Annotated in this window: 24 protein-coding genes; 7 read left to right on the top strand and 17 right to left on the bottom strand. The window is 47.9% G+C overall.

Annotated elements, in window-relative coordinates; genetic code table 11:
- The first annotated feature begins 86 nt into the window (after positions 1-86).
- Positions 87-851, top strand: a complete 765-nt coding sequence (locus AC1TPC_RS08130) for a tryptophan-rich sensory protein (protein WP_482066364.1) — start codon at positions 87-89, stop codon at positions 849-851.
- Between the two features lie 82 nt (positions 852-933).
- Positions 934-1,722: an archaetidylserine decarboxylase gene (asd, locus tag AC1TPC_RS08125; protein ID WP_482066363.1), complete on the top strand. Its 789-nt coding sequence runs from the start codon at positions 934-936 to the stop codon at positions 1,720-1,722.
- 130 nt (positions 1,723-1,852) lie between these two features.
- On the opposite strand, the gene AC1TPC_RS08120 is transcribed toward asd, so the two are convergent.
- Entirely contained in the window at positions 1,853-2,638 is a 786-nt protein-coding gene (locus AC1TPC_RS08120; protein WP_482066362.1) for a helix-turn-helix domain-containing protein, read from the bottom strand.
- Positions 2,639-2,845: 207 nt separating this feature from the next.
- Here AC1TPC_RS08120 and AC1TPC_RS08115 point away from each other — a divergent pair, with 207 nt between their 5' ends.
- A complete protein-coding gene (locus tag AC1TPC_RS08115; protein WP_482066361.1) occupies positions 2,846-4,150 on the top strand; it encodes an aminotransferase class I/II-fold pyridoxal phosphate-dependent enzyme in 1,305 nt (434 codons plus the stop codon).
- Positions 4,151-4,259: 109 nt separating this feature from the next.
- On the opposite strand, the gene AC1TPC_RS08110 is transcribed toward AC1TPC_RS08115, so the two are convergent.
- The 6 genes from AC1TPC_RS08110 to AC1TPC_RS08085 form a co-directional block, all read right to left on the bottom strand.
- Positions 4,260-5,507, bottom strand: a complete 1,248-nt coding sequence (locus AC1TPC_RS08110) for an ABC transporter permease (protein ID WP_482066360.1) — start codon at positions 5,505-5,507, stop codon at positions 4,260-4,262.
- Positions 5,507-6,256, bottom strand: coding sequence for an ABC transporter ATP-binding protein (locus tag AC1TPC_RS08105; protein WP_482066359.1), 750 nt, complete (start codon positions 6,254-6,256; stop codon positions 5,507-5,509). The genes AC1TPC_RS08110 and AC1TPC_RS08105 overlap by 1 nt, the downstream gene beginning before the upstream one ends.
- Before the next feature lie 116 nt (positions 6,257-6,372).
- Positions 6,373-7,635: an S-layer homology domain-containing protein gene (locus tag AC1TPC_RS08100; protein ID WP_482066358.1), complete on the bottom strand. Its 1,263-nt coding sequence runs from the start codon at positions 7,633-7,635 to the stop codon at positions 6,373-6,375.
- 116 nt (positions 7,636-7,751) lie between these two features.
- On the bottom strand, positions 7,752-9,170 hold the full coding sequence (locus AC1TPC_RS08095) for a DEAD/DEAH box helicase (protein WP_482066357.1): 1,419 nt from the start codon (positions 9,168-9,170) through the stop codon (positions 7,752-7,754).
- A 26-nt stretch (positions 9,171-9,196) separates the two neighbouring features.
- Entirely contained in the window at positions 9,197-9,970 is a 774-nt protein-coding gene (locus AC1TPC_RS08090; protein ID WP_482066356.1) for an SDR family NAD(P)-dependent oxidoreductase, read from the bottom strand.
- 78 nt (positions 9,971-10,048) lie between these two features.
- Positions 10,049-10,510 (bottom strand): chemotaxis protein CheX, encoded by a 462-nt coding sequence (locus AC1TPC_RS08085; protein ID WP_053374694.1) that lies wholly within the window; start codon positions 10,508-10,510, stop codon positions 10,049-10,051.
- Between the two features lie 168 nt (positions 10,511-10,678).
- Here AC1TPC_RS08085 and AC1TPC_RS08080 point away from each other — a divergent pair, with 168 nt between their 5' ends.
- Positions 10,679-11,689 carry a zinc dependent phospholipase C family protein gene (locus tag AC1TPC_RS08080; RefSeq protein ID WP_482066355.1) on the top strand — a complete coding sequence of 337 codons (1,011 nt, stop codon included), beginning with the start codon at positions 10,679-10,681 and terminating at the stop codon, positions 11,687-11,689.
- A 34-nt stretch (positions 11,690-11,723) separates the two neighbouring features.
- Here AC1TPC_RS08080 and AC1TPC_RS08075 read toward each other — a convergent pair whose 3' ends face one another.
- Entirely contained in the window at positions 11,724-12,722 is a 999-nt protein-coding gene (locus AC1TPC_RS08075) for an HRDC domain-containing protein (protein WP_482066354.1), read from the bottom strand.
- Between the two features lie 222 nt (positions 12,723-12,944).
- Here AC1TPC_RS08075 and AC1TPC_RS08070 point away from each other — a divergent pair, with 222 nt between their 5' ends.
- A complete protein-coding gene (locus tag AC1TPC_RS08070) occupies positions 12,945-13,241 on the top strand; it encodes a DUF3055 domain-containing protein (RefSeq protein ID WP_482066353.1) in 297 nt (98 codons plus the stop codon).
- Between the two features lie 51 nt (positions 13,242-13,292).
- Positions 13,293-13,571 carry a hypothetical protein gene (locus AC1TPC_RS08065; protein ID WP_482066352.1) on the top strand — a complete coding sequence of 93 codons (279 nt, stop codon included), beginning with the start codon at positions 13,293-13,295 and terminating at the stop codon, positions 13,569-13,571.
- A gap of 126 nt (positions 13,572-13,697) precedes the next feature.
- Here AC1TPC_RS08065 and AC1TPC_RS08060 read toward each other — a convergent pair whose 3' ends face one another.
- Both AC1TPC_RS08060 and AC1TPC_RS08055 read right to left on the bottom strand, forming a co-directional pair.
- Positions 13,698-15,056 (bottom strand): dicarboxylate/amino acid:cation symporter, encoded by a 1,359-nt coding sequence (locus AC1TPC_RS08060; protein WP_482066351.1) that lies wholly within the window; start codon positions 15,054-15,056, stop codon positions 13,698-13,700.
- 362 nt (positions 15,057-15,418) lie between these two features.
- A complete protein-coding gene (locus AC1TPC_RS08055) occupies positions 15,419-16,198 on the bottom strand; it encodes a phytanoyl-CoA dioxygenase family protein (RefSeq protein ID WP_482066350.1) in 780 nt (259 codons plus the stop codon).
- A 125-nt stretch (positions 16,199-16,323) separates the two neighbouring features.
- On the opposite strand from AC1TPC_RS08055, the gene AC1TPC_RS08050 reads away from it, so the two are divergent.
- Complete coding sequence (locus AC1TPC_RS08050; RefSeq protein ID WP_482066349.1) at positions 16,324-17,208, top strand: AraC family transcriptional regulator; 885 nt, start codon at positions 16,324-16,326, stop codon at positions 17,206-17,208.
- Between the two features lie 14 nt (positions 17,209-17,222).
- Here AC1TPC_RS08050 and AC1TPC_RS08045 read toward each other — a convergent pair whose 3' ends face one another.
- The 7 genes from AC1TPC_RS08045 to AC1TPC_RS08015 form a co-directional block, all read right to left on the bottom strand.
- Positions 17,223-17,987 carry a metallophosphoesterase gene (locus AC1TPC_RS08045; RefSeq protein ID WP_482066348.1) on the bottom strand — a complete coding sequence of 255 codons (765 nt, stop codon included), beginning with the start codon at positions 17,985-17,987 and terminating at the stop codon, positions 17,223-17,225.
- An 82-nt stretch (positions 17,988-18,069) separates the two neighbouring features.
- The gene (locus tag AC1TPC_RS08040; RefSeq protein ID WP_482066347.1) at positions 18,070-19,875 is read right to left on the bottom strand and encodes an ABC transporter ATP-binding protein; all 1,806 of its coding nucleotides are present in this window, start codon (positions 19,873-19,875) and stop codon (positions 18,070-18,072) included.
- Between the two features lie 20 nt (positions 19,876-19,895).
- Positions 19,896-20,354: a lasso peptide biosynthesis B2 protein gene (locus AC1TPC_RS08035; protein WP_482066346.1), complete on the bottom strand. Its 459-nt coding sequence runs from the start codon at positions 20,352-20,354 to the stop codon at positions 19,896-19,898.
- A 14-nt stretch (positions 20,355-20,368) separates the two neighbouring features.
- The gene (locus tag AC1TPC_RS08030) at positions 20,369-20,677 is read right to left on the bottom strand and encodes a lasso peptide biosynthesis PqqD family chaperone (RefSeq protein WP_482066345.1); all 309 of its coding nucleotides are present in this window, start codon (positions 20,675-20,677) and stop codon (positions 20,369-20,371) included.
- 3 nt (positions 20,678-20,680) lie between these two features.
- The gene (locus tag AC1TPC_RS08025; RefSeq protein WP_482066344.1) at positions 20,681-21,622 is read right to left on the bottom strand and encodes an aldolase; all 942 of its coding nucleotides are present in this window, start codon (positions 21,620-21,622) and stop codon (positions 20,681-20,683) included.
- A 93-nt stretch (positions 21,623-21,715) separates the two neighbouring features.
- Positions 21,716-21,859 carry a paeninodin family lasso peptide gene (locus AC1TPC_RS08020; protein WP_482066343.1) on the bottom strand — a complete coding sequence of 48 codons (144 nt, stop codon included), beginning with the start codon at positions 21,857-21,859 and terminating at the stop codon, positions 21,716-21,718.
- Between the two features lie 16 nt (positions 21,860-21,875).
- Positions 21,876-23,816 (bottom strand): lasso peptide isopeptide bond-forming cyclase, encoded by a 1,941-nt coding sequence (locus AC1TPC_RS08015; protein WP_482066342.1) that lies wholly within the window; start codon positions 23,814-23,816, stop codon positions 21,876-21,878.
- Positions 23,817-24,175: the final 359 nt, after the last annotated feature.

Raw genomic sequence — 24,175 nt, 5'->3', positions numbered from 1 at the left:
ACAGCAGATGTGAATAAATAGCGAGCAACTTGTTTACATATAATAACAGATGGAATCTATTTAAATGATGGATGGAGTGGTGTCTTATGAAAAATAGCTTTAGATGGTTGAACGTCATTGGCCTCGCCGCCGTCCTTGCGGTGAATGGTCTTGCGCAGTGGCTCCCAATTAACGGCATAACGACAGGAGAGCTGTCTGCCAAGTATCCGGTGCTGATCACGCCTGCGCCTTATGCGTTCTCGATTTGGTCGATTATTTATTTGCTTCTAATCGGATTCATCGTCTATCCGTTCAGGCCGCAATCGGCTAACAGCAAAGCTATGCAAAGCATAGGTCCGTGGTTTCTAATCAGCTGTATTCTTAATATCGCTTGGATTTTCGTCTGGCACTATGAGAAACTGACGGCAAGCGTGTTCGTCATGCTTGGCCTGCTCCTATCGCTAATTGCCATTTATACCGCAGTTGGGAGAGATAAGTCTGCACCTGCCCGGGGCGAACGCTTTTTTGTGCGGCTTCCATTCAGCATATACCTTGGCTGGATTTGCACGGCAACTATTGTGAACATCTCTGTTGCTTTATATGCCGTTAAGTGGAACGGCTTCTCGCTTTCCGACATCGTTTGGACGGTTGTCATGCTGGCGGTTGCAAGCCTGCTCGCCCTCGCTATCGGCTTTAAATATCGAGATGCTGCGATCCTTCTCGTATTTATCTGGTCATTTATTGCGATTGCCGTGAAGCAGGGCCAGCAGTCTGAGGTTGCGCTCACAGCACTGATCGGCGCGGCCGTCTTGGCGGTTGCAGCCGTCGTTATTTGGATACAAGCCTACAAAAGGAATTCGGCTGCATATTGAAAATTAGAACCGAATATGTCACACTGTGTGGTGGGTATCAGGACTAATTGCCCCTTGCAGGAAAGGACGTGACGGTTCACGTATGACAAAATGGCTGCTTCGTTCGATGACAGAATTAAGCTCGCGCAAATGGATATCCAGCATAACCGGAAAATTCGCGCAATCGGCTGCCAGCCGCCCTTTTATTTCCCGTTTCGCCAAGACATACGGCATTAAGATCGAGGAAGCAGAGAAGCCTCTTTCCCAATATATGACATTGAATGAATTTTTCACTCGTCGGCTGAAGCCCGGGCTTCGGGAGGTGCACGCAGGAGCAGATTCTCTCATAAGCCCCGTAGATGCGCTTATCACCGGTGCCGGACCGATAAGCAGCGGCACGATCGTCAATGTAAAAGGTCAGGACTACACGATAGACGAACTGCTCAACCGTTCTCCGCGAACGGCTAACTATATGAACGGCTATTATATCGTCCTGTATTTAAGTCCAACGGATTATCATCGCATACATACGCCAATTAGCGGACGGATTGTGGAACGCGAGCATGTTCTTGGCAGAGTTTATCCCGTAAACGACTTTGGCCTGCGCCATATGCGCAGAGTGCTTAGCCGCAACGAGCGGCTGATTACCTATATGCAGCATTCCGCAGGGGAAACAGCTGTCGTTAAAGTCGGCGCGATGAATGTGAGCAGCATTCAATACGTACAGCCGCTGAAGCCCGATATGGCAAAAGGCGAGGAGCTCGCCTACTTCGAATTCGGCTCGACTGTCGTGCTGCTGCTGGAGGATGGAACGTTTACGCCTCGCGAAAATGGCCTGCTGGGCATGAAAGTGCGAATGGGCGAACGACTTGGCTCCCTTCAAGACGATTAGAATGAGCAGCAGAGCGATTACAACGCTACGCCATCGGTTATAGATCTAGAAAATAGACTTATCATGAAAAAATGGCGCTGCAGGAGTGAACTTCCTGCAACGCCATGCCGTTTTTCCTTTGCAAATATGCCTACCGAATCTCTGACGGGCTGCGGCCCGTATACTGCTTGAATTGCCGGCTGAAGAAAAAAATATCGCGATAGCCGAGCGCGTCCGCTACTTCCGTTACGTTCATGCCTGCATGCATGAGCAAATGCTGCGCTCGCTCAATTCTCGTACGAATCATATACGTTTGCACCGACATCCCGATCAGCTCCTTGAACTTCATCGAAAAATAACGGGGCGAGAGCTGTGCTCGCATCGCCAAATCCTCTACCCGATGCGCAATACTCGGGTTTTGCCGAACAAAGTTGGCTACCTCGTGAATGGCCTCGGTCAGTTGATTGCTTACCTTCTTCTCCACCGGCAGCTGCTTATCCTCTCTCAGCAAATGAATCATCAGCTGCTTTAGAACAAGCTGCGCTTCCTCCTCCGCCGCATAAGTCTGTACAAGGAACAGCCTCACATAGCGCGAAAGCATATATTCAAAATCGACAGTATCGCTAAATTGTCTATAACGATTCGGTACCGCATCGATCGCTTCGTTGATGGCAAAATGAATATAGGATAATACGAGCGGCTTCTGCGGGTTATGTGTAGCGCTTGTGTAATCGTTTGGTCGGAACAGGAAGCAGCTCCCCGGTCCAACCTGATAAAGGGTGCCATTGACTTCAACTTCCCCCTCACCGCTCCATACGTAAAATAAATCAAAATTGGCCATCGGCTTCTCGCGTCTCGCCCATCTCCAGCCCGGCTCGCATACGATTTTGGCAAACGCAGGTAACAGGATGAACGAATCAGGCGAAATGTGCAGCATAGGGCAACCTCCTGTGCTAATCTATGCCGTTATCATACAACAGCACCAAACTTTTGTACAAGCTGCCCTAAAATTACGAAAAAATTTGCTTTGAGATTGGTTTGCAGCTTAAAAAAAATGTTATAATAGCACCCGACAAGCGTAAACGGCTAACGCCTAATTATACTCATTTTAAATGAATGATTTCGGAAGGATGGAATAAAGTCCATGAACCCACTTGCTCAGCAGTTAAACGAGACGTTGAAATCGGAGAGTCCAAACGTCTATGCGATGTTGTCAGCCTTAGGCAAAGCGATTTATTTCCCAAAAGAGGGCATACTCAGTCAGTCCGCCGAAGCGAAAACAAAAGCAACCAAATTTAATGCTACTATCGGTATTGCAACAGAAGGCGGACAGCCGATGCACCTTAAGGTCATCCAGGATACGCTCTCTGCCTACAATCCGAAAGATATATATGAATATGCGCCGCCTGGCGGCAAGCCCGAGCTTCGTGCTGCTTGGCGTACGAAGATGATTAAGGATAACCCTTCCCTTGCCTCCAAGAGCTTCGGCAATCCCGTTGTTACTAACGCACTGACGCATGGCCTTAGCATCGTTGCCGATTTGTTCGCAGATGCAGGCGATGCTGTCATTATTCCAAACAAAAACTGGGAAAACTACGAGCTTACTTTCGGTATCCGCCGCGGAGCGGAAATTGTAGAATACCCGCTCTATAATGACCAAACTCGCTTCAACAGCGCTGGCCTGCGCGAGGCATTGCTCGCTCAGAAGGAAAAAGGGAAAGCGATCGTCGTGCTGAACTTCCCGAACAACCCGACAGGCTATACGCCAGGACCGCAGGAGGGCGATGAAATTATCGCTGCGATTCGCGATGCGGCAGAAGCCGGAATCAATGTTGTCGTGGTAACCGACGACGCTTATTTTGGCTTGTTCTTCGAGGATTCCTTGCAGGAATCTCTATTCTCCAAGCTTGCCGACCTTCACCCGCGCGTTCTTGCCGTGAAGGTGGACGGCGCAACGAAGGAAGAGTACGTATGGGGCTTCCGCGTCGGCTTTATCACATACGCTTCAGCATCGGCATCCGTTTTGACTGCGCTTGAGCAAAAAACGACTGGCATTATTCGCGCGACGATTTCCAGCGGTCCTCATCCATCGCAAACATTCGTACTGCGCGCATTGACTTCGCCTGAGTTCGAAGCTCAAAAAGCAGAGAAGTACGATATTATGAAGCGTCGCGCTAACCGCGTCAAATCTTTGCTCGACAGCGGCCGTTATGGCGATGTATGGGGCTACTATCCGTTCAATTCCGGCTACTTCATGTGCCTGAAGCTGAGCGATGTGACTGCTGAGGCGGTACGCGTTCATTTGCTGAACCAGTATGGCATCGGTACGATTGCGCTAGGCGAAACTGACCTGCGCGTTGCCTTCTCCTGCATCGAGGAAGAGAACCTCGAAGAGCTTTTCGATACGATTTTCAAATCTGTTAATGAAGTGATCGCTCAAAAGGGATAACAGGCTGGCGCCGTCCTCCGGCGACAATCTCATAGCTTCCTTCAAACTCAAAAACCCCCTAAAGCAGCTTGTCTCTCGGACGATGCTGCCGTAGGGGGTTTTTCTATCTTTAATCCTCGTCTTCGTCCATGCTGAGCTTCTTGCGCAATCGAGATGGCCGAATAGCCAAATACCCAATCGCCAAACCCGCCGCTGCGAGCGCCGGCACATAAACGCCCGAGATGACTAGCGGCAAAGCAACAAATACCCAAAGCACCGCCGTACAAATTAGCATAGCCATACGGTCAACCTTTAAATATTGCAGGGTTCGCTGCTTCTCCGGCAGTGGATATACATGCTTCCAAACCGAATGGCGATGGATATGGCGCAGACCGCCAAGCTGAACGGCGATCAAGCCCATAAAAATAATAAAAGTGATAACACTGCCGTAGCCGGAAAGCGATACAGCCTCGGCAAACCAATACGTGATCAAGCAGCCGAGAAAGAGTAGACGCAAAATAATTCCGCCCATCTCCGTCCGAAACATGGATGCCGTATAGAGATAAACAAACGTATTTCGATTCGAATAGCGTATTAGGCGAAGTATCCATGTCAAATAGGATCTTTTTGAAATACTCGACGGAAGGGTCGGTACGTCAATGAATAGTCCAAAAAAAACATAATAGCGCTTGCGCGTCCTTGCTTCCTCATCAATCAGCCTCTCCCAAGGAAAACGATGTTTGCTGGGCAGACGATAAAGCAAGCGGTAAAGAGCGACAACGAGCAAAGTAAATAGTGCGGCTTGCCATACGGGACAAGTGAGCCATGCCGTAAGCAGGATGGCTGTCGCAATCCAGCGCAGCGCGCGCATAAGTCGTCTCATGCTTGGCCAAGTCATTTGCCGCTCTTTCCATGCCCCCCACACATTGCCAAACTTCAGCGCTGCTGCAATAACGGCAAGCAGCCAGCCTCCGCTTATGGCAGGACCTTGATTATAAATCGGCATGTAAAGAAGGAACACGAGTGCTGCGAGTACGAAACACGCCCTTGTAGTATAGCGGAACGAGCGTCGTAAGTAGTCTCCCATCTGCGCTTCGCGCGGCATTAGAAATACGGTATCGCCTAATGCAAGCCAAGTGCGAAGCGGACTCCAGCATAAAACAAGCGTTAAAGCAATAACGCCGACGGCGGCAAAGGGAAAGTTCGCCGGCATATGGCGAATCAAGTTTATGTAGCCAATAGCAGATGAGATGACGAGCAAGGACATAAAAGCCGGGAAGCCGCTCTGCCCCATATAGCGAAAATAAGGCAGCGTTTCCTCGCGGAACGCTTTTGCCCTTTGCTGCCACATCTTCTCAAGCTTAGGATCAGAGGTCATTAGGCTTGGCCTCCAGTGACAAGCTTGTAGAAGGCATCCTCCAAGGAACCGCCGCGCAGATCCATCCCAGCAGCTTGCCTGACGTCCTCCAGCGTGCCTAAAGCAACTATTTTACCGTGATGCATGACGATAAACCGGTCGCAATACGTTTCGACTGTGGATAAAATATGCGAGCTCATAAGAATGGCAGCGCCCTTTCGCTTTACTTCGACTAGACGCTCAAGAAGGGAGCGAATGCCAAGCGGGTCAAGCCCTAGAAACGGCTCATCAATGATGTATAGAGGCGGCTCCGCAAGCAGCGCATTCATAATCATAACCTTCTGCTTCATGCCTTTGGATAAGTGTGAGGCAAATGCTTTGCGCTTAGGCATCATTTGAAACTGCTTCAGCAGCTCATCTTCCCGTGCTTCATACTGATCATCCTGTACACTATATGCCATACCGGTTAGGCGCAAATGCTCCTCTACCGTCAACTCATCGAACAGCACCGGCGTCTCCGGCACGTAAGCAAATGCGCCGCGATAACGGTCCGTTTCTTGCTCCAGCGTAACGCCATCAACCTTTACCTCGCCGATCTGCGGCTTCATTAAGCCAAGGATATGCTTGATCGTCGTACTTTTGCCTGCGCCGTTCAGACCGATAAGGCCTACCATTTCTCCAGCCTTCACCTCAAAGGAGATATCGTGCAGCACAGGTCTTTTGGGGCTATAGCCGCCAGTTAAACCATTTACCTGTAAAATAGGTTCCATCCTATCACCTTCAACATTACAATTTAGTTTTTGCTAGTAAACAGCATACCGAATAATTCGCTTAATATCAAAAAAAAGACATCACCGTAAGTGGTGATGCCTCTTTCATCTCGTAATTATTTGAATTCAATCGATTTAGCAATGTTATTATCGCCCTTCACCTGTACATACTGACCAGCCTTCAGCAGCGAAGCTTCACCGATAAGCTCAACGTTAGCATCAACGTTATAAATGAGAGTAAAGGTTTGTGAGTTTTCGACGCGGGAGATCGAGATCGTCGCAAGCTTCGCTTGCGGGTTGAACGTTAGTGTATTAATATATCCAAGCTCAGAGAAGGATGTATCGACAGGAGCCGATTTCGTAACCTCAATGAAGACCACTTTATTAAGGTACGTGCGTACCAGCACTTCATCGCCTGCGCGCAATGTGCTGAGGGGCGCCTTCTTGTCATCGCGGAAAATGAATACATTCGAATCAATTGCAAGAGCCGTTTCCGTATTGTCGGCTTTTACTACCGTCAGGCTGCCATTCGCAGGAGCTGCCTTCAGCTTGCCTGTAATCGCCTGCGCGTCATGATCCGGCATTTCCGTATCCGTTCGATCAAGCAGCGCTGCCAGCTCTGCACGGGAAACCGGTTGGTTTGGACGGAATGTTTTGCCATGCTTGTCCTCGTAGCCGGTAATGATCCCTTTCTTAAGAGCAAGGGCTACATAACCGACGGAACCTGCAGGAATTTCTTTCGCATCCTTGAAGTCCAGCTTCGTATTATTGAGAGCCTTCGCTTCATCCTCCAATTTAAGCGCTTTAACTAGAAGAATCGTCGACCACAATCTTGTTGCGTTTGCCTCCGGTTTTACTTCCGTTTCCGTTTCCGAGAACAAATCATTCTCCAGAGCGACAGCTACATAACCGACAGCCCAAGGATATTTTCTTTCAATTTTGTCGGCGTCCTTGAATTGCAGGTCCGAATTCATTTCCTCTGCCGACTCGGCTTGAGCGCGAAGACCCATCAATCTTACAGCTGCAGTCAATGTTTCAATGCGGCTGATTTTTTGATTCGGCTTAAACGTGCCATCCTCATAGCCTGTAAATACACCCTTCGATGCCAGTCGCATAATGTATTCCAGTGCCCATTTCAGGTCATCTTCATCTTCGAACTTCCATGTTACTTTAATATCATCATCTTTATCTTTCTTATCTTTCTTATCTTTCTTATCATTCTTATCATGCTTGTCCTCATGACGGCCTTTATCATCATCACGATCTCCGCCATGCCCCTTACCTTTGCCGCCATCTGCAAAAGCTGATGTTGCTCCGCCTGCAAGCATTAGCAGCGCAAGCGAGGAAATTGCTGTCTTTTTCCACATTGTTTGTTTCATTAAGAAAGCCACACTCCTTTTTTCGATTGCGGGTTTTGCCGCATTTTTTACCTTCGCCCATATGTTTCGGGTAAGGCTAATCGATTTAAGAGGGTGGCTGTCAAAAATAAATTATTTTATTGTTCCTTCTCTGCTTCTCGTTTCGCTTTCAACCATTTTGGCGCGCCTTTGTTTTTGCCTTCGCGCTTGCGCTCCACCTTCTTGGGAACGGGCTTAGCTGCTGGCTTTGGCTTTGGAGCGGCGGCGATGCCTTTAATTGCCGCTTCAGGCTTCGCTTCCTGCACTGCAGAAGGAGCCTCCTTGCGCTCGCTCGATCGTTTCGCCTGCTGTACTTCCGAGCGTTCGGCCAGCTTCGCTTCATGACGAGCCGCAAATGGGCGCGTAGCCTCTCTAAGCTCTTCCTCAGTCAGAAGCTTTCCTCTAAACATCGTCCTCTCCGACAATTCTATGCCGAGCTGCTTCCGGAATTTCTCCATAATAAACAGCTCCTGCGGCGTCACGATCGACACGACCGTACCAGCTCGTCCCATCCGGCCGGTACGACCCGCACGGTGCACATAATGGTCTGCATCTGCCGCCGGATCAAGATGAATAACGAGCGTCAGCCCTTCGATATCAAGGCCGCGGGCCGCAACATCCGTCGCAAGCAGAAGCTGGCAGCGCCCATCGCGAAAGCGTGCCAGCGTTGCTGCGCGGCGCTGCTTATCGGCATCGCCATACAACGCTTCAACGGTGAAGCCCTCATAGCTAAGCTTCGATTCCCAGTTCGAAATGTTGTCGGTATCATTGAGGAAGAGCAGCGCGGATGCCGGGTTCAGCAAACGTATAAGACGCCTTGCCGTATCGGTCTTGTCCCGTTTATCGCTGACGATATAATAATTGTCGATCGTCTGCGAAACGCGGTGCTCCGGCGTAATTTGGATGCGTTCCGGGTTTTTCATCCAGCGTCCTTCGAAGCGGGCCATTTGCTCCGGATACGTCGCGGAGAAAAATGCGATTTGCCGATCTTTCCCCACGCTGTGCAAAATAATTTCGACCTCTTTCGTCGAGCCGAGCTGGAACACCTGATCCGCTTCGTCAATAACGACGTTATTGACGTCATTCAGCCTAAGCTTGCGCAGCTTAAGAAGCTCATGTATGCGTCCGGGCGTTCCGATAACAAGCTGAGGGCGAAGCTTCAGCTTCTCTACCTGACGTTTCAGCGCCGCTCCCCCAATCAACTGCTGAACGCGTATGTTGATCGGCTCGGCATACGCTTCAGCTACGCGGACGATTTGCATGGCCAGCTCTTGCGTCGGCGCCAAAATAACCGCCTGTATCGCGTTCGAATGCGAATTCAGCTTCTGAAGCAGCGGCAGCAAGTAAGCAAGAGTCTTGCCGGTGCCCGTCTGCGATCTTGCAGAAACATTGCTGCCTCCAAGCAGAATCGGTATCGTCTCCGCCTGTACATCGGTTGGCTCAACTATTCCGTTTGCCGCAAGCTTATTCGCCAGCAGCTCATTAATGCCTATCTCATTCCAAGTATACTTGCTCATTCTTTAATCCTCTCTCATTCAAGCCTTTATTTTCGATTGATCAAGCCGCCGAATAGCAGGTCGATTGTTCGGGGCAGCAATTGATAAAGCTTTATACCGACAGCAGCCGTTTTGGGGAGGTCCAGCTCAGCCTTCCTCCGCTCAATCAGACGAACAATTCGTTTGACGACATATTCTGGCTTCATCATAAACCAATTTACATTTTTTAAGTAAGAGCCGGAAGGATCAGCCAGCGAGAAAAAAGGCGTATCGATCGGCCCCGGATTAACTGCCGACACCTGAATCCCATGCTCCCGCAGCTCCATCCGAAGCGAATTCGTAAAGCCGAGCACGGCATGCTTCGTAGCGGTATAGCTGGTCGACTTAGCGGTGCCTATTTTCCCAGCCAAGGAAGCTATATTTACAATTTGTCCACTGCCTTGCTTCACCATATGTGGAATGACAGCCTTTGTACAGCGAACGATTCCCATGTAGTTCGTATCCATCATTTTCTCAAAGCTTTCCACATTCATGTCCATAAAATACTCGAATTGGCCGTAACCCGCATTGTTCAGCAGTACATCTATTTTTCCGTATTCCGCAATGACGGCTTCTACCGTCTTCATGACCTGCTCATTATCGGTCACATCCATCTGATAGCAGGAATGCTTGCCCTTAATTGCGCTGGAAATCTCTTTAAGCTTCTGGGCGTTGCGTCCCGTCAGCACAGGGATCGCCCCGCGTTCAGCCAGCCTTATTGCGGTTAACGCTCCGATTCCGCTTGAAGCACCTGAAACAAAAATCACTTTGTCCTTTAACATCCAACATCACCCATTTACAATTTTACTTGATTGGTACTACAGACGCAAAAAAAGCTCCCTAAGGAGCCATTTCTGTGCTTAAGATGCGATTAATACTTGGATGTCAAGCTCTCCGATGCCTTCCATAATAAGCGGAATCGTTAGCGCCTTCTGCGCGGAAAAGCCCGCTGATTGAGCAGACTGGATAACCTTAGGAGGCGTAATATCGACTCTCACCCCTTGATTAAACAGCATCGTACTCGCATTTCCGCTGATCATGTTGCCAAGCTCAGAAATAGCACTCTTCACGATTTCGTCGATTTCAGAAATAACGTATCCGCCCATCATCGCAGAAACCATTTTCATCGCTACCTCTTCGCTAAGCCCGAATACAATGTCTCCGTTCATCTGTCCGTTGAGTCCAATTTGAATCCAAATATAGTTCTCTACAAACTTGATATCCTTGAGGCCTAGTTCTCCGGTCGCAGGACGTATTTGAACGACTTGCTCTATCACGATTTTTGCAGATTCAAGAAACGGATTTATGTACTCTGCCTTCATAATGAAGATACGCTCCTTTTCGACAAAATTCGCGCTTTGTCTAATTTAATTTTCATTATACTTAATTAACTAGGACAAGTATACTATAAATAAACAATATACATCTAAAGAACTATATTTTTTTATTGAAAATTGTAGAATGATGGTAGGAATGGAGGTGGCTCTTCTATGCCTAACGTATGGGCTCATTTTATATTTGGACAGCTAGTACTAGAAAAGCTTGGCGAAAGCGAGCTTCTGCAAGCCGTTGAGCAAAAAAACATATTTAATATGGGCTGCCAAGGTCCTGATTTTTTATTTTACCATCGTTTTTTCCCGTGGCAGCGCAGCTTAGCTCTTAATCGCCTCGGAACAGAAATGCATAATCAAAATTGCGGCCCTGTGCTCGTAGAAATGTTGGATTGTGTCAATGGCCGAACAGCCTGCCCTAAACATCCTGATTCCTCCATCCTATACATGCTTGGCTTTGCCCTGCATCACATTCTAGACCGGAACCTGCATCCTTACGTATTCAGCAAATCAGGCTTTCGCAAATGGGATCATCAGCGATTTGAAATTATGATGGATACCGTAATCGCAAAGAAGCTATGGGGCGTTGATACGTGGAAAAACGCTGTATGGAAGCATATCGATACGAAGGGTGCCTTTCCCCCGCCGATTGTAGACGCCTTCGAATCCGTTGCCGCAGCCTATTACGCGGAGCTGGCTCCGCATATTCGCCGCGAGGATTGGAACCAAGCCAACCGTGATTTTACGGCGGCGCAGCGATTGTTCCATGATCCGACAGGCATTCGACAAAGGCTGACCTTCGGTCAAATTGAGCCATTCGTGTACAAAAGAGGCGCGCAGCCTTTTGATGTACTAAATGAAGGGGAGCAGCCTTGGCTTGATCCGGTAGATGGCAGCACCTATCACCATATGAGTGTATGGACGCTATGGGATAATGCCATGTCCGAAGCGCTTGAAGTCATAAGCGCCATCCTTATATGGTTAAGGGCTCATGAGAGACCTCAGCATACGAAGGAAGATCGCATCCATGTCCGGCAGCTGCGTGAGGAAGCTATCGCTTTAATCGGCAACCGCTCCTATGAGACTGGCTTAGCTTGCGATTCAGGTGCCGCGATCGGCTATGCGGATACGGTTTGGGCTGATCAGCCCGGCATTACGAAGGCTCCTTAGTTGCATAAAGGAGCCTCCTATTCCTTTTTCCAACTTATACGGCTTTACTTGTCTGGCTTCTGCGATAACGAAGTCTGATCAACCGCAGCCGTTCATACAAAACATCGACTGGCTTATTAAGCTGAGAAGCTTCCGATGATCCGTATACCTGCTGCAGCACCGGCTTCAAGTACTTATCACCTACTTGCGTAAGCGCCTCCCAAACGAGCTGCTGCTCATCTTCCGGCACCTCAATAAGCGCCCTCGTAATTAACGAGTCAAGATTATAGCCCTCCAGCTCGAGCTGCTCAATCCGGTCCATCAGCTCGCGCCTTGACAGCTCCAGCTCTGCGCCCAACTGCTCAAGTGTACCGCCATCCTGGGCGGTTGTCAGAATATGTTTTTTGGCTTGCTGCCGGTCCATCTGAGCTTTATATTTGGTTTCCTTTTGTTTGTAAAGCCACTGCGTGTACGCCGAGTAATCCAGCTTCTCCTCCACCCATTGCAGTGGAAATTCCGTTTCGCGATTAGCTTCATTCGTGATCTCAAGCACTTCTAGACTATAGGAGGCGTGCTTGGAGCTTCCCCAGCCAGGTATTTGTGCGAGCTCCTCCGCAGTCTTCGGTACAAAAGCACTGATCATCCACAATATTCGATTGGTTGCAACAAGATAAGCAGACCGTTTCTCTGCCGCCGCTTTGGAACGGCGCCATTCGCGAAGCGCTTGAAAGAGCTCTTGATTGGCATGCAGCTCGCCATAGCATTGCAGCATCATTCCGAAGCTTCCTGACGAAGCGCGGCGATCATCCAGCATGCCGTCTATGAGCGGTGTATACCCTTCACCCATAACCCTTGCGATGCCATGCCGAAAGGCTATGATCATTTCCTCCCACGATATGCCTTCAAACCAGGTTTGCGGGTTGCCGCTGGCCTCTTCTCCCTCCACCCATAATACTGCCCATATGCCTTGACGCTCGCATATAGAAAGCTGCGCACTCACGATATGATGATCATTGCCAGGCTTCTCGAACGTGTTCATAAAAACGATTTGCATGTTTGCCTCAATCCTCCAATAAAGTAGATAAATTGCGAATGTATTGAACGGCCGAGGAGTGCCAGAAAACAAAAAAAAGCACCTCCTCTGCCTATGGCAAAGGAGGTGCTTTCCTCTCACGTTCAATGATTCGATTGCTTTCATGCTATCATAATGATTTCTTTATTACAAGTATTTTGTTGTTGTATAATGATTGTAATAACGGAGTGGAGGCTATACAACATGCTGTTGCCAGATTTTGATTTTATGTCCGATTCAACTGAAGAAACATCTACAAGATATGTGACATTTATCGGACCAAGCTTGAAACGCTTTGATCTTGCCATCACATCTACCAGCCGTTTCTACGGCAAAAAGCTGGTTACCGATTTGCAATTCGGTAAAACAGCCATAATCGGCCCTGATGACTTGGAAGAAGAGGGCTATCTTGAATATACGTTTAAGCTGACGGAGGAAGAAGCTGCTGAGCTCGCTCAATTCTTATACTTTGTTGTCGGAACGGTGCATTTTACCGATTAATCAGGGTACACTGAAATGGTAATACAATACCATTTCAGGAGGAGTTTACTGATGGATCGGTTTATTCATGAGAATCGCCAGCCGTATACAGATGTATCAACAGTAGAATCGCAGCGTAACGATCTAATACCGGAGGAATTCCCGGATGGTCCTTATGGCTCTGACCTGCGGATGGAATCTTTAGGCAAGAGCACCCCATGGCGTATTGACCAGCGGCCGCCAAACCGCTTCGACTATGAGAATCGAGAGCTTCATGCTGATTTGCCGCGTGACTATCCAGGAGAGGACGAGTATGGCCACACTTTTCCTGAGGTGCATGACGAACCGTAAACACAACAAGCTAAGCCCTTGGCTTTGCATGCATTATGCATGCAAAGCCAAGGGCTTTTTTTTCATTGCAAAGCTTGATTGGAATAAGCAATTATCGCACACTGCTCCATCCCACATATCATTCTTTTATGATGCTGGGTTAAGCTCCAGGTCATCCTCTTCGTCGCGATTAAACGCTTCACGATCGAATTCTCCTTCGGAGTTCGCTACAAGGAGCGCCGTAACAGTAGTTCCTGTTGCGTTAACAGCTGTACGGCCCATATCGATCAAGGATTCTACAGCTACAACAAGCGCAATACCTTCAAGCGGAAGTCCTACTGCAGTCAAGACAACAGTCGTAGAGATCGACGCCGGACCAGGCACGCCTGCAACACCGATCGAGGAGATGACACTCACGAGAACGATAAGGACATAATCCGTTGCAGAGAGCGAAATGCCATATACTTGAGATACGAATACCGATACGACAGCCGGCCATACGCCGCCGCAGCCGTTAAAGTTCATCGTCGCGCCTAGCGGAGCTACGAAGCTGGCGATTTTTGGAGACACGCGAAGTCGTTTCGTAATGACCTCAAGGTTGATTGGCAGCGTAGCAAAGCTGCTCCGCGTCGTAAAGGCTACCGCTACGGTTGGATAAGCTTTTCTAAAAAATTTCAATGGATTAACCTTCGCAACGAACGATACCAAGCCGCCGAATACGAATATAAAATGAATAATTAGCGCAATATAGCTTACTGCAATAAGCATCGCAAGCGGCTCAAGCGTTTCCCAGCCGTATCTTGCAGCCATAACCGCAATCAACGCGTATACGCCATATGGCGTGAAGCGAAGAACAAATTTAACAACTTGGTGCATAATGACTGTCGCCGATTGAATGAATGCTTTGAACGGCTGCACCGAATCTGGATTTTTCGCTCCAACCTTAACAATGGCAATGGCAATAAATAGGGCAAAAATAAGTATAGGTACTACTTTACCGTCCGCAGCATCGCTAATTGGATTGGATGGCACTTGATCTAAAATAACTTTGAAGAAGCTTGGAACCTCGCGAGCCTCAAAATTCTCAGGCTTTGTTAATTCAAATCCTGCTCCTGGGTTAATGGCCGATGCCACAAGAAGTCCGATAATGGCCGCTACCCCTGTTGTCGCTAAAAACCAGCCGATCGTCTTTACGCTAAGCTTGCGTAAAAACTCAATATTCGTAATGGAGATGATGCTGTTGATAACGAGAACAAACACGAGTGGAATTACGATCATGCGAATTAGATTGATATAAATGGAACCGATTGTGCCTACGCCCTCAGTGTCCAGCTTGAAGTTGTTAAAAATAATACCAGCTACAAGGCCAAGTCCAAGCGCAATTAGCACCCTTGTTCCGAACCCAACCCGTTTCTTGGCCAAGAAGTAAAGTCCCCCAAGCAGCACAGCCGAAACAACCAGCGTAATCCAGTTTGTTTCAAACGCTGTCAATAAATTATTTTCCATTATAAAACAACCGTCCTCTCTGTCTAATCTTATAATTGTACAGCACATATGAACTTTGAAATTAATAATAAATAATTCCGATAAAATTACTGCGCTTTACTTGGAACAATATATCATCGTTAATTAATTCGTGTCAATATCATTTTTTTCAAAACAATCATTGGAATATTCCTATTATTTGAATTACTTCGAGATACTACAATATACTCCGATAAAATTGATCTATTCATTGCTATGGCCAGCACATCAAAAAAAGACGCCCTACCACTCCAGCAATAGCTGGTTGATAGGCGTCTCTATTAATATTTATTAATCTCAAAAAGGCAGGGAACAACAAGCGCATGCTCATTCCAATTCCACTTTTAAGCTTCCACTATTTTATAATTCGGCTTTACGTTATTGAAATCTTTGTTCTCGCCGCTCACCATGAGGCCCATGCCCCAATCGAAATGGGTATTCTCCGTCGGAATATCAGCTGCATCACGGTATTGGAACAAAATATTTCTGCGCGTTCTTTCGCTTCGGTTCACATCCGAGCCATGAATGGTCAAATAGTTGAAGAACAATACATCTCCTGCTTTAGCCGGACATGGTGTTCCTGAGGAGATCGGATGCTCCTTATGATTTAGGTAATGCTTGCCCACATGCGGCAGCGGCCCCTGCAGATGTGAGCCAGGAATGACAGCTAAGCAGCCGTTCTGCTCGTCCGCATCATCAAGATGAACGCTTGCGGCCAGCATAGAATGATCGCGATGCGGAAAGTAAGGGTAATCCTGATGCATCGGGAATGCTGCGCCATTCGCTGGCGGTTTTACAAGCATTTTGGAGTGGTGGAGCTGTACATTGGGGCCGATGATTCCATTCAGCGCTGCTACCATATTCGGATGTATGACGGCACGTGTGAAGGCAGCATCATGGTAATGCACATCATGGAATCCTTTCAGCACAAGCTTCTTAAGCTGCTCAGGCGGCAGGAAATCGCCTTGCCATGCATGGTTTTGTTCGCCTTGGGCAGCTGCCGCTCGCTGGATGATCCGCTCGACTGCCGCTCTCATTTCCAGCACCTCTTGCTCATTAAATACGCCTCTTACAAGCAGGTAACCATTTTCTTTGTAAAATTTCACGTCATCGTTGACGATCATGCTCATTCTCCTTATCCTATAATTAGTTTGAATATGGTTTAATTATAGATAGGATATAGTGATTTCGTATTTGCCTGCCGACGACAACTTTTTGCACAATTACGCCATAGGAGCTGATGTTTCATATGTACAATTGGCCTAAAAGCGAAGTACGACTTAATCGCTACGCTCGCTTGCTGCAGGGCGAGAGCTTAACCATTCATGTCTATTACTGGGGGTCGGTGCAGAATCTAGCCGCAAACGCTGTACATAAGCATTCCTTTTTTGAGGTTTGTTACGTGGCTGGCGGAACGGGGATTTATGAGGAGGGGCAAATCGCTTATCCTTTGCATGAAGGTGTTCTTTTTTGCTCGCGTCCTAATATACGCCATCAAATTCGGAATGTAGACCAATTGGATTTATTGTATGCAGCCTTTGAGCTTGATGAGAAGCTGTCGAAGCCGGATGAATTCGACTTTTATAATCACGCCTTAAACACCGGGCCAATTTGGATGGAGAACCAGCAGCATTCCCCGACTGCGGAAATTTGGCGCTCTTTGCTCGTTCCAAGCGACGAATGCTTCGCCGTGCCGATTGCGGTGCTTCAGCAGCTGGCACACGTCTTAATTCTTACGTTTCCTACGATCGTAGGCGGAAAGAACCGCAGCTCAGAAACCATTTTGCCCGCTTCCAATGCAGCTATTCTCATAAGCCGAGCCAAGCTGTATATACGCGATAATCTAGGAGGCGCTCTTACTTTGTCAGAGGTTGCCCGCTATATCAACGTTTCGGAGCGGCATTTGTCCAGGCTGTTCTCCCAAAGCGTGCATGAATCGTTCTCCATGCTCGTTAGACATGAGCGAATACGCGCTGCTGAGCAGCTTCTGTCGCAAACGGCTATTCCAATCAAAACCATTGCTGAGCAATGCGGCTACTCGTCGGTTCATTATTTCTCCAGAGCGTTTGCCGAAGCCAAGGGCATTCCACCGGCCGCTTTCCGGGTGGCTAGCCGCAGCAGCAGCCTCGAATAGCTGGTCATTCCTGCTCACAGATCATGAATCGTGATTTCGCTTCGAACCATAAAGCGGGCATTAATGCCAGCTTGCCCGATGCCTTTTGAAATATAATAGGCTCCGTTCTGATCGGTATGCAGCCCTTTATATATCCCTTTAACGGAAAGCGGGCCTTTGGGCTTTAACGCAAAAAAGAACGGCACGTTCAGCTGCTTGCCATGCAGATGACCGGCCATTAAATAATCGTAGGGACGCTTAATAATAAGCAGCACATTCGGGTCATGCGTGATAACAATAGTTGGCTTGCTTCTGTCGATCCCCTTGAAGGAAGGACGGATGCGGCTGTGATGCGTGCAATCATCATCAATGCCGACAAGCTGAAAATCATCAAGCACAATGTTTTCATTCCGGAGTACGAGAATGCCATGCGCCTCAAACAGATCAAGCAGCCGCTTTAGGCGCGGGAGCTCATAATCATGATTGCCAAGCACCGCATAAACAGGGATGCCGCTTCCCGCAATCACTTTAAGATAATAGCCCACGCGCGGGAGGTAACGTTCTTTGGAGGTATAATCGCCAGTGAGAAATACAAAGTCCGGCTTAGCCGCCTCAATCTCTTCCCGAATGCGCTTCGCGCTTATGCGAAGCCGGTCTACATGCAAATCACTAATTTGCAATATGCGTTTGTTGATACCGATGGAATGGGTGACCTTTTCGACTTTGAGCCACTGAGTTGGGAAGATAAGGAGCAGATATAAGAGAAGCACGAATGCTGCCAATGTTAGTATAATAGCCAAATGCGCCCTCCTGATCGGTCATTCTACTTACTTTAAGTAGTGATATTTTTGCGCTGCAATACTAAGTATATAAAAGATGCTGCTATAAAGCTACTTGGAGCTGATTGCCCAGCAGGCTGCTGAACAGTCCCTTCTTGTCCTCGGAAAGCATGAGGAAATGACCTGCCTGCACGATTTTCCCATTGTCCAGTACGATAACCTGATCCGCATTCCGAATGGTTGTCAGCCGGTGGGCAATGACAATGACCGTCATCCTGCCTTTCAACCGCTCGATTGCCTCTTGAATCTTGGCCTCGTTTAAGCTGTCCAGCGCGCTGGTCGCTTCATCGAGAATAAGAATGGACGGCTTTCTTAAAATCGCTCTAGCCAAAACGAGCCTTTGCCGCTCACCGCCTGACAATCGTATGCCACGATCACCGATGACCGTATCCAAGCCTTGCGGGAGCTTGCGAGTAAATTCAGCGGCTGAGGAGAACTCCATCGCTTCCCACATTTGCGCTTCGCTTGCAAGCGGATCAATCATGAGCAAATTATCTCTAATCGTTCCATGAAAGAGAAACGGCTCCTGCGGAACATAGCTGATCGATCTTCTTAGCGACAATAGCTCTGCACCCGATAATGCCTTGCCGTCAATGAGCACTTGGCCGAGCTCCGGCTTCATAAGTCCCATCATCAAATCGATCAGCGTGCTTTTGCCAGCGCCTGATTGGCCTACAATCGCGGTCATGCTGCCCGCAGCAATCTGCAAATTAATCGCTTCGAGCGTAAAGTCAGGCTGCTGCTGATCATAACGGAAATAGACCTGCCGGCATTCCAGCTGCTCCTTAAGCTTAAGCGGTAAAATATGCTCTCCGCCCAGCTCATCCACGTCCATTAATTCCTTAGCCGCATTGCAATCCTCCTGGAGCTCCATTAACGCTTTGAAGGCCGGCAGCGATGAAGCAACTTGCTCCATATTCGCTTGTATTCCTGTAAAGCGTGGCCAAAGCCGTGAGAAAATAACCATTATAAGCAGCAAATAGCCGCCTTGGTTCTTAAAGAGCATCACTGAACCAAAAACAAAAACAGCGATCATTATAGCTGAAAACAGCTTGTAAAGGAGCTGCGAATTACTTCGCACCTTCGAATTTTCATACCGTTCATGCGCGATCTTCTCGGACCAATCCAGCAGCCAGCGATAGCGGGACGATTCAAGCAAATTGCTTTTTATATCCTTCATGCCGTTAAAGTGATCGGTAATGCCGGATAAATAGCTTTGCGCCAGCTCAGTCGTGGCTGTGCCTATTACTCTGGATTGCTTAATATATCTTCTTGAGAGGAATGCTACAGCGAGTCCGCAGCATAAGACGAACAAGGTCATTTTGACCGATAAAAATAACGCTAATCCGATTTGAATGATCGTAAAGGCAACAGAGGCGATCAGCTGCAAAAAAAGAAAGGCTCCGTTTGTGACGCGAGCAAGCTCGCCGGTTAACGAATTAATGAGATCCGTCTTCCTTCTCTTCATAAAGAAGCCCCAATTCACTTGCAGCAGCGCCTTATAAACTTCTAATCGTATTTGATTCACAAAGCCCGTATGGATTCTAATTTCCCTTAAGCTTAAATTGCGTCCAATTATGCCTTGCGCGGCAACAAGCAGAATGAATAGGGCTAAAATAATAAATAGCGCTCTTTCTTTAGGAAGCTCTTGCAGCGTTGATAACAAATGAAGACCGGGGATTGAAGCCAGCGGAATATCTACAATGCCAATTACACCAAGCAGCGGAGCTAGTAATAGAATGCCTGCGCCATCCAGAAGACCAACGAGCATCATCAAGGTGAGATTGATATAGAGCACCTTCCCGCCGTAGGCATGCAGCTTTCTTGAGAAATATAATAGATGATTCATCGCTTCATCACTTTCCGTATTTAATAATGGACTACTTTGGCAAAAATGCCGGTTACCGCAAATCGATCCATCTCTTCCGCGCCTGTAACGTACAAGGAGCCGCTTCGCAGCCAGGCGTGCGCAATCAGCTTCCCCGCCTCGTCCTTCGCCGTTCCGAGATATAACGTACTGCTGATGCCTCGTCTCTCCAGCATCTTCATGCCGGCTAGCGCACGAGCCAAGCATTTGCTGTCCCAAGGCGTATGGCTGCTTGCAATTTGAATGGCGTGGCGTATATGGACAAGAGATCGTCTGCGCTCTGCAGAAGTCTCGCTCTCCGTTTCTTTCATATATTGCCCCAGCGTTGGCGCAATCTTCGAGAATGGCTGGTGGATAATTCGAATTCTAGCCCAGCCGAGGAGCAGGGTTGCTTCAATTAATAGAAGGACGGTTTTGAAATCCAAAGAAAGCAAAGCTTTCAATCTCAACATTTTTCCCATAGGCTCACCGCCTACTATTCATTAATAAGAATAAGCCGCTCTTCTAACAGATGGGTAAGAAAGGACAGCACCTGCTCCTCGCACATTTCCTTCTCCACATCAAATTGCTGAAGGAGCCCCTCTATTACCTGCGATATCATAACAGGCTGCTTAATCAAATCCCAAATCTGGCTTCCCATAACGCCAAGATTATAGTATTTTCCATTCTCAATGCTCAAGATGACCTTCTCTCCGCCCATATCGCTTACAATATTGTTATGATCTTGAACGACAAGTTGTTCCATCAATATAGCTTGAATCGTAATGGCTTGGCTTTTTGTCATAGGTTATTCCTCCGATTGTATCGTTTTTAATATGAGCTCTACGAGCTGTGGTGCCGTAAAGCCTGCAGCTGGTCTTTCTAAACGATAGACTGGCAGTTGAGAAGCGAGCGAGGCTGAATGTGTAAAATGCCACCGCGTAAGTCCCATCCGCTGCACCAAAAACTGCCGATAGGTATGCTGGAACAAAATATCCAGACGCTCTAGCTTCTGAATAGGATGAATGCCAACCTCATCTGCATCTGCATCTGCATCCGATTCCGACTTCACAAGCTCGAACACGCCTCCCAGCGGCATAGGGCTGCTGCAGAAGTCTGCCTCAACCGGGATACAATATTTATTTTCCCTGCCGTAAATGGCACGAAGCTCCTCATTATTTACGCCGAAGGCGTCTAGGCTTTGCTGCCAAAGCTTCTGCTGGGGGTATGCCGGTATTACGTGCGGAGCTTGTTCCGAAGAGAAAGGTGACACCGCAATAACATCATCGCTAAGCAGAGGGTAGCCGCGGTTTATGAGCGCCGACGCTAACGTTGATTTGCCCGCGCCTGAATGGCCTACAAATGCATAAGCTTTGCCATTAATCGCGATAGCACTCCCATGCAAAGGATAAATGCCGCGCTGCAGAAGTACTGCACCTATACAGGTGCCAAGCACGTATAACCGGATCAGATCCTCATCGGCTCCCTCAGCAGGAGAAATGGTGATCCGATTGCCATCTTCTATCCGAAATAACGCTGCTTCCGGCATATAAACCGTAACGTTGCGTTCCTCCACCACAAAGTCGTAAGGCTCGAGTGGAACGATATCTTTCAAACAGCTATCGATAATAATCTCCAAATCGAAATGCTCAACGATGTTGTTGATTGGGGTTAGCTCAGGCAATGGCAGCTCGCTTTCAATCGCAAGCCCAAATGCGCTGTATGCCATTTTCGTCTTCGTTGCCGCCAATGTCCTCACTCCATTAATCTGTTGATAAAAGCTAGAAAGCCCTTATACACCTTATGTATAAGGGCTTCCTTCACCAATCGAATCCATAATGCCTTAGCTAGTAAAACGCGGCTTTTCAGAATTTTGGCCAGGTACGTAAGCCTCGTCTGTGAATGGACCATTTGTCGTGGAAGCCGCAGTCATATGTACATGAAGGACCTCTAGCTCAGGTTTATTCCATTGTTTTTTCGTTTGCATATCTTGTCACCTCCCTTCAATCGAATTTTTTCAAAAAGCGAAATACGATAAGGCTGCGCATTAATAATCTATAATTCGGATCAACCGCATGCCTCGGCTGTGCGCCTTCCTCAAGCCTCGACAATGCCGATCGGATTACCTTGCCATCAACAAACTCCATAAATAAGCGATCTTCGCTCATTTGCCGCAGCTCATCCTTAAAGGCTTGCCATCTGGGAAGCATGCGATGAACCCAATCTGCTCCTTGTACTCCATGCGTGCGCTGATTAAGCCTCACCTGATCAGGCAGCAGCTTATCGGTAGCACGCCTGATTAGAGCGCGATCCATCCCATTCTGGACGTACTGGCTCTCCGGCAGAGACAAGCAAAACCGAATGACCCTTGCATCATTTGTCGGGTCGCGCTTCCAGAGACCATGTCTAAGCGACAGCTTCGTTGAGAGCGTATTGCCTGCGTTCCAGTGAAATACTTCATCGAAATGGATTTTTCTTTCCTCGTACACATCCTTGGCCGCAAACCATCCGGATTGATCGATGCCATGCTCGCCAAGCCGATTAAATACATCGGTCCTCCTCGCAAATTCGGGATTGATCACCATTGGATAATGGTACGTATCCTGGGAAGGCCGCAGCTGTTCAATAAGCGGAAATGCCGCTCGGCTGACGTTAGAGAATACATGCGCTCGGCCAGAGCCGATATTAAGGCTGTACTGACGCATTTCCCGCAGCAGCCTGATCCATTTCATTTTTTTGAGCAGCGTTGCGTAATAAGGAATGGCCGATCCCCATGAGATCGATAAATTGCCTCTGCCTCCATTTAGAAGCACGCCTACTCCCTGCTTCTCTGCCTGCTCGAACATGCCTCTCATCCAGAAGGAATTCTCAAAAAACTTATAAGGCATTTCCATAATATTTAGAAATCCGTCGATCTCGGAGTAGGAATCTCTCCCTTGGAAATCGAGGTAGTGATCCTCAATCCCTCCGACATGCTCGACAGTTGATTCAATAAGCGGCCTTTCATTCGGCATCATATATTCGGCTGTGTAATCGATAAAATCGGAAGTCGGAACATAGCTGAACGTATGCAGCCTTTTATCTTGCTTGCGCAGCGCCCTTGAAGCGAAGCTTACGATCGAGCCGGAATCTAGTCCGCCGCTGAGTTGTGCGCCTACTTGGCGATGCGTCCTCAGCCTTGACGTAACGGCTTGCTCGAACACCTCTTGGAACGCCTCTACATATTGATCATCCGTTTTGAATCGAACGCGCTCACAAGGTCTAAACTGATAATATCTTGCTAGGACTATCCGCTCATCCTTGATCGTAATACTATGAGAAGGCGGAAGCTGCTCGATATTGCGGTAGATTGTTGTGGAAGCATCTGCCGCGTCTACCATGCCCACGATAGCTAGAAACTCGGCTAGCCAATCTTCATTCAGCAAGTGCTCCGTTCCAGACAGCGCAAGCAGCGGCTCAATCGTTGTGCAAAAGGCGAACCGTTCCGCATTCCTGTGATAATACAAGGTGCGGCCGCCCGAGAAATCTCTAGCGCCAAACAGCTTGTGATTGCGGCGATCCCAAATCATAAATGCAAAGTCGCCAGCCAAGTATGCAGGCGCATGTTCGCCCCATTTGTCGTAAGCAAGCAAAATCAGCTCGCTATCCGACATCCGGCTCCGTCGATGCTGTTCTACCTGCAGCAGGCCAAACAGCTCTCCCCGATTGTCAATGATCGCATCCGCGGTTATGACCAGCCCTCTTTCGGAATCAACATATGGATTGCGCTCGCCCACCGACTCAGGAGTAATCCACTGGTTATGGCAGCCTAGAAATATATGATCCTCATGCCAGGCCTGAGCCGAATCGCAAGGATACTGAGATAAAGCTTCCATTAAGGAGCCGCCTTGCCTCCATGCATGACTTCCTTGATCAGTTAGAAATATGGCTGCGATGGCGCTCATCGATTCCTCCGGCTAGATATCAAAATTGTTCGATATAAAGAACGATTTTCGAAAATCATTTGTTGAATTTAAAGTTCTTAATAAAGAACATAACTGCATATTACACCTGATATTTACCTTTGTCAACCAATATTTCAACGATATATTGCAAATAATCGCAAGGTTTTGTTCTCTATTGAAAACAACTTGTCGATTTATCGCTTCGCCATCATTTTACGTCCAACACTACTTGTTATAGAACTAAATCAAGCTGTTATTCAACCAAAAATATCCACTTATTCATGATAATAAGTGGATAATATAATAGGAAATAAAAAATAAATCATGTTAAAGGTTACTAGCTATCGCTACTAACATTT

The organism is Paenibacillus sp. Y280, assembly GCF_056786335.1.
Note: the sequence above shows the minus strand (reverse complement) of the source record. Positions and strands in the feature narration are given on the sequence as shown.

Bases quoted from the DNA above. Each gene is read 5' to 3' on its own strand.
- AC1TPC_RS08080 (WP_482066355.1), top strand. From the start codon at position 10,679: ATGCCTAACGTATGGGCTCATTTTATATTTGGACAGCTAGTACTAGAA.
- AC1TPC_RS08065 (WP_482066352.1), top strand. From the start codon at position 13,293: ATGGATCGGTTTATTCATGAGAATCGCCAGCCGTATACAGATGTATCA.
- AC1TPC_RS08115 (WP_482066361.1), top strand. From the start codon at position 2,846: ATGAACCCACTTGCTCAGCAGTTAAACGAGACGTTGAAATCGGAGAGT.
- AC1TPC_RS08060 (WP_482066351.1), bottom strand. From the start codon at position 15,056: ATGGAAAATAATTTATTGACAGCGTTTGAAACAAACTGGATTACGCTG.
- AC1TPC_RS08015 (WP_482066342.1), bottom strand. From the start codon at position 23,816: ATGAGCGCCATCGCAGCCATATTTCTAACTGATCAAGGAAGTCATGCA.
- AC1TPC_RS08110 (WP_482066360.1), bottom strand. From the start codon at position 5,507: ATGACCTCTGATCCTAAGCTTGAGAAGATGTGGCAGCAAAGGGCAAAA.
- AC1TPC_RS08075 (WP_482066354.1), bottom strand. From the start codon at position 12,722: ATGCAAATCGTTTTTATGAACACGTTCGAGAAGCCTGGCAATGATCAT.
- asd (WP_482066363.1), top strand. From the start codon at position 934: ATGACAAAATGGCTGCTTCGTTCGATGACAGAATTAAGCTCGCGCAAA.
- AC1TPC_RS08120 (WP_482066362.1), bottom strand. From the start codon at position 2,638: ATGCTGCACATTTCGCCTGATTCGTTCATCCTGTTACCTGCGTTTGCC.
- AC1TPC_RS08130 (WP_482066364.1), top strand. From the start codon at position 87: ATGAAAAATAGCTTTAGATGGTTGAACGTCATTGGCCTCGCCGCCGTC.
- AC1TPC_RS08070 (WP_482066353.1), top strand. From the start codon at position 12,945: ATGCTGTTGCCAGATTTTGATTTTATGTCCGATTCAACTGAAGAAACA.
- AC1TPC_RS08090 (WP_482066356.1), bottom strand. From the start codon at position 9,970: ATGTTAAAGGACAAAGTGATTTTTGTTTCAGGTGCTTCAAGCGGAATC.
- AC1TPC_RS08040 (WP_482066347.1), bottom strand. From the start codon at position 19,875: ATGAATCATCTATTATATTTCTCAAGAAAGCTGCATGCCTACGGCGGG.
- AC1TPC_RS08035 (WP_482066346.1), bottom strand. From the start codon at position 20,354: ATGGGAAAAATGTTGAGATTGAAAGCTTTGCTTTCTTTGGATTTCAAA.
- AC1TPC_RS08055 (WP_482066350.1), bottom strand. From the start codon at position 16,198: ATGATCGTCAACGATGACGTGAAATTTTACAAAGAAAATGGTTACCTG.
- AC1TPC_RS08085 (WP_053374694.1), bottom strand. From the start codon at position 10,510: ATGAAGGCAGAGTACATAAATCCGTTTCTTGAATCTGCAAAAATCGTG.
- AC1TPC_RS08095 (WP_482066357.1), bottom strand. From the start codon at position 9,170: ATGAGCAAGTATACTTGGAATGAGATAGGCATTAATGAGCTGCTGGCG.
- AC1TPC_RS08105 (WP_482066359.1), bottom strand. From the start codon at position 6,256: ATGGAACCTATTTTACAGGTAAATGGTTTAACTGGCGGCTATAGCCCC.
- AC1TPC_RS08100 (WP_482066358.1), bottom strand. From the start codon at position 7,635: ATGAAACAAACAATGTGGAAAAAGACAGCAATTTCCTCGCTTGCGCTG.
- AC1TPC_RS08020 (WP_482066343.1), bottom strand. From the start codon at position 21,859: ATGCAAACGAAAAAACAATGGAATAAACCTGAGCTAGAGGTCCTTCAT.
- AC1TPC_RS08030 (WP_482066345.1), bottom strand. From the start codon at position 20,677: ATGACAAAAAGCCAAGCCATTACGATTCAAGCTATATTGATGGAACAA.
- AC1TPC_RS08050 (WP_482066349.1), top strand. From the start codon at position 16,324: ATGTACAATTGGCCTAAAAGCGAAGTACGACTTAATCGCTACGCTCGC.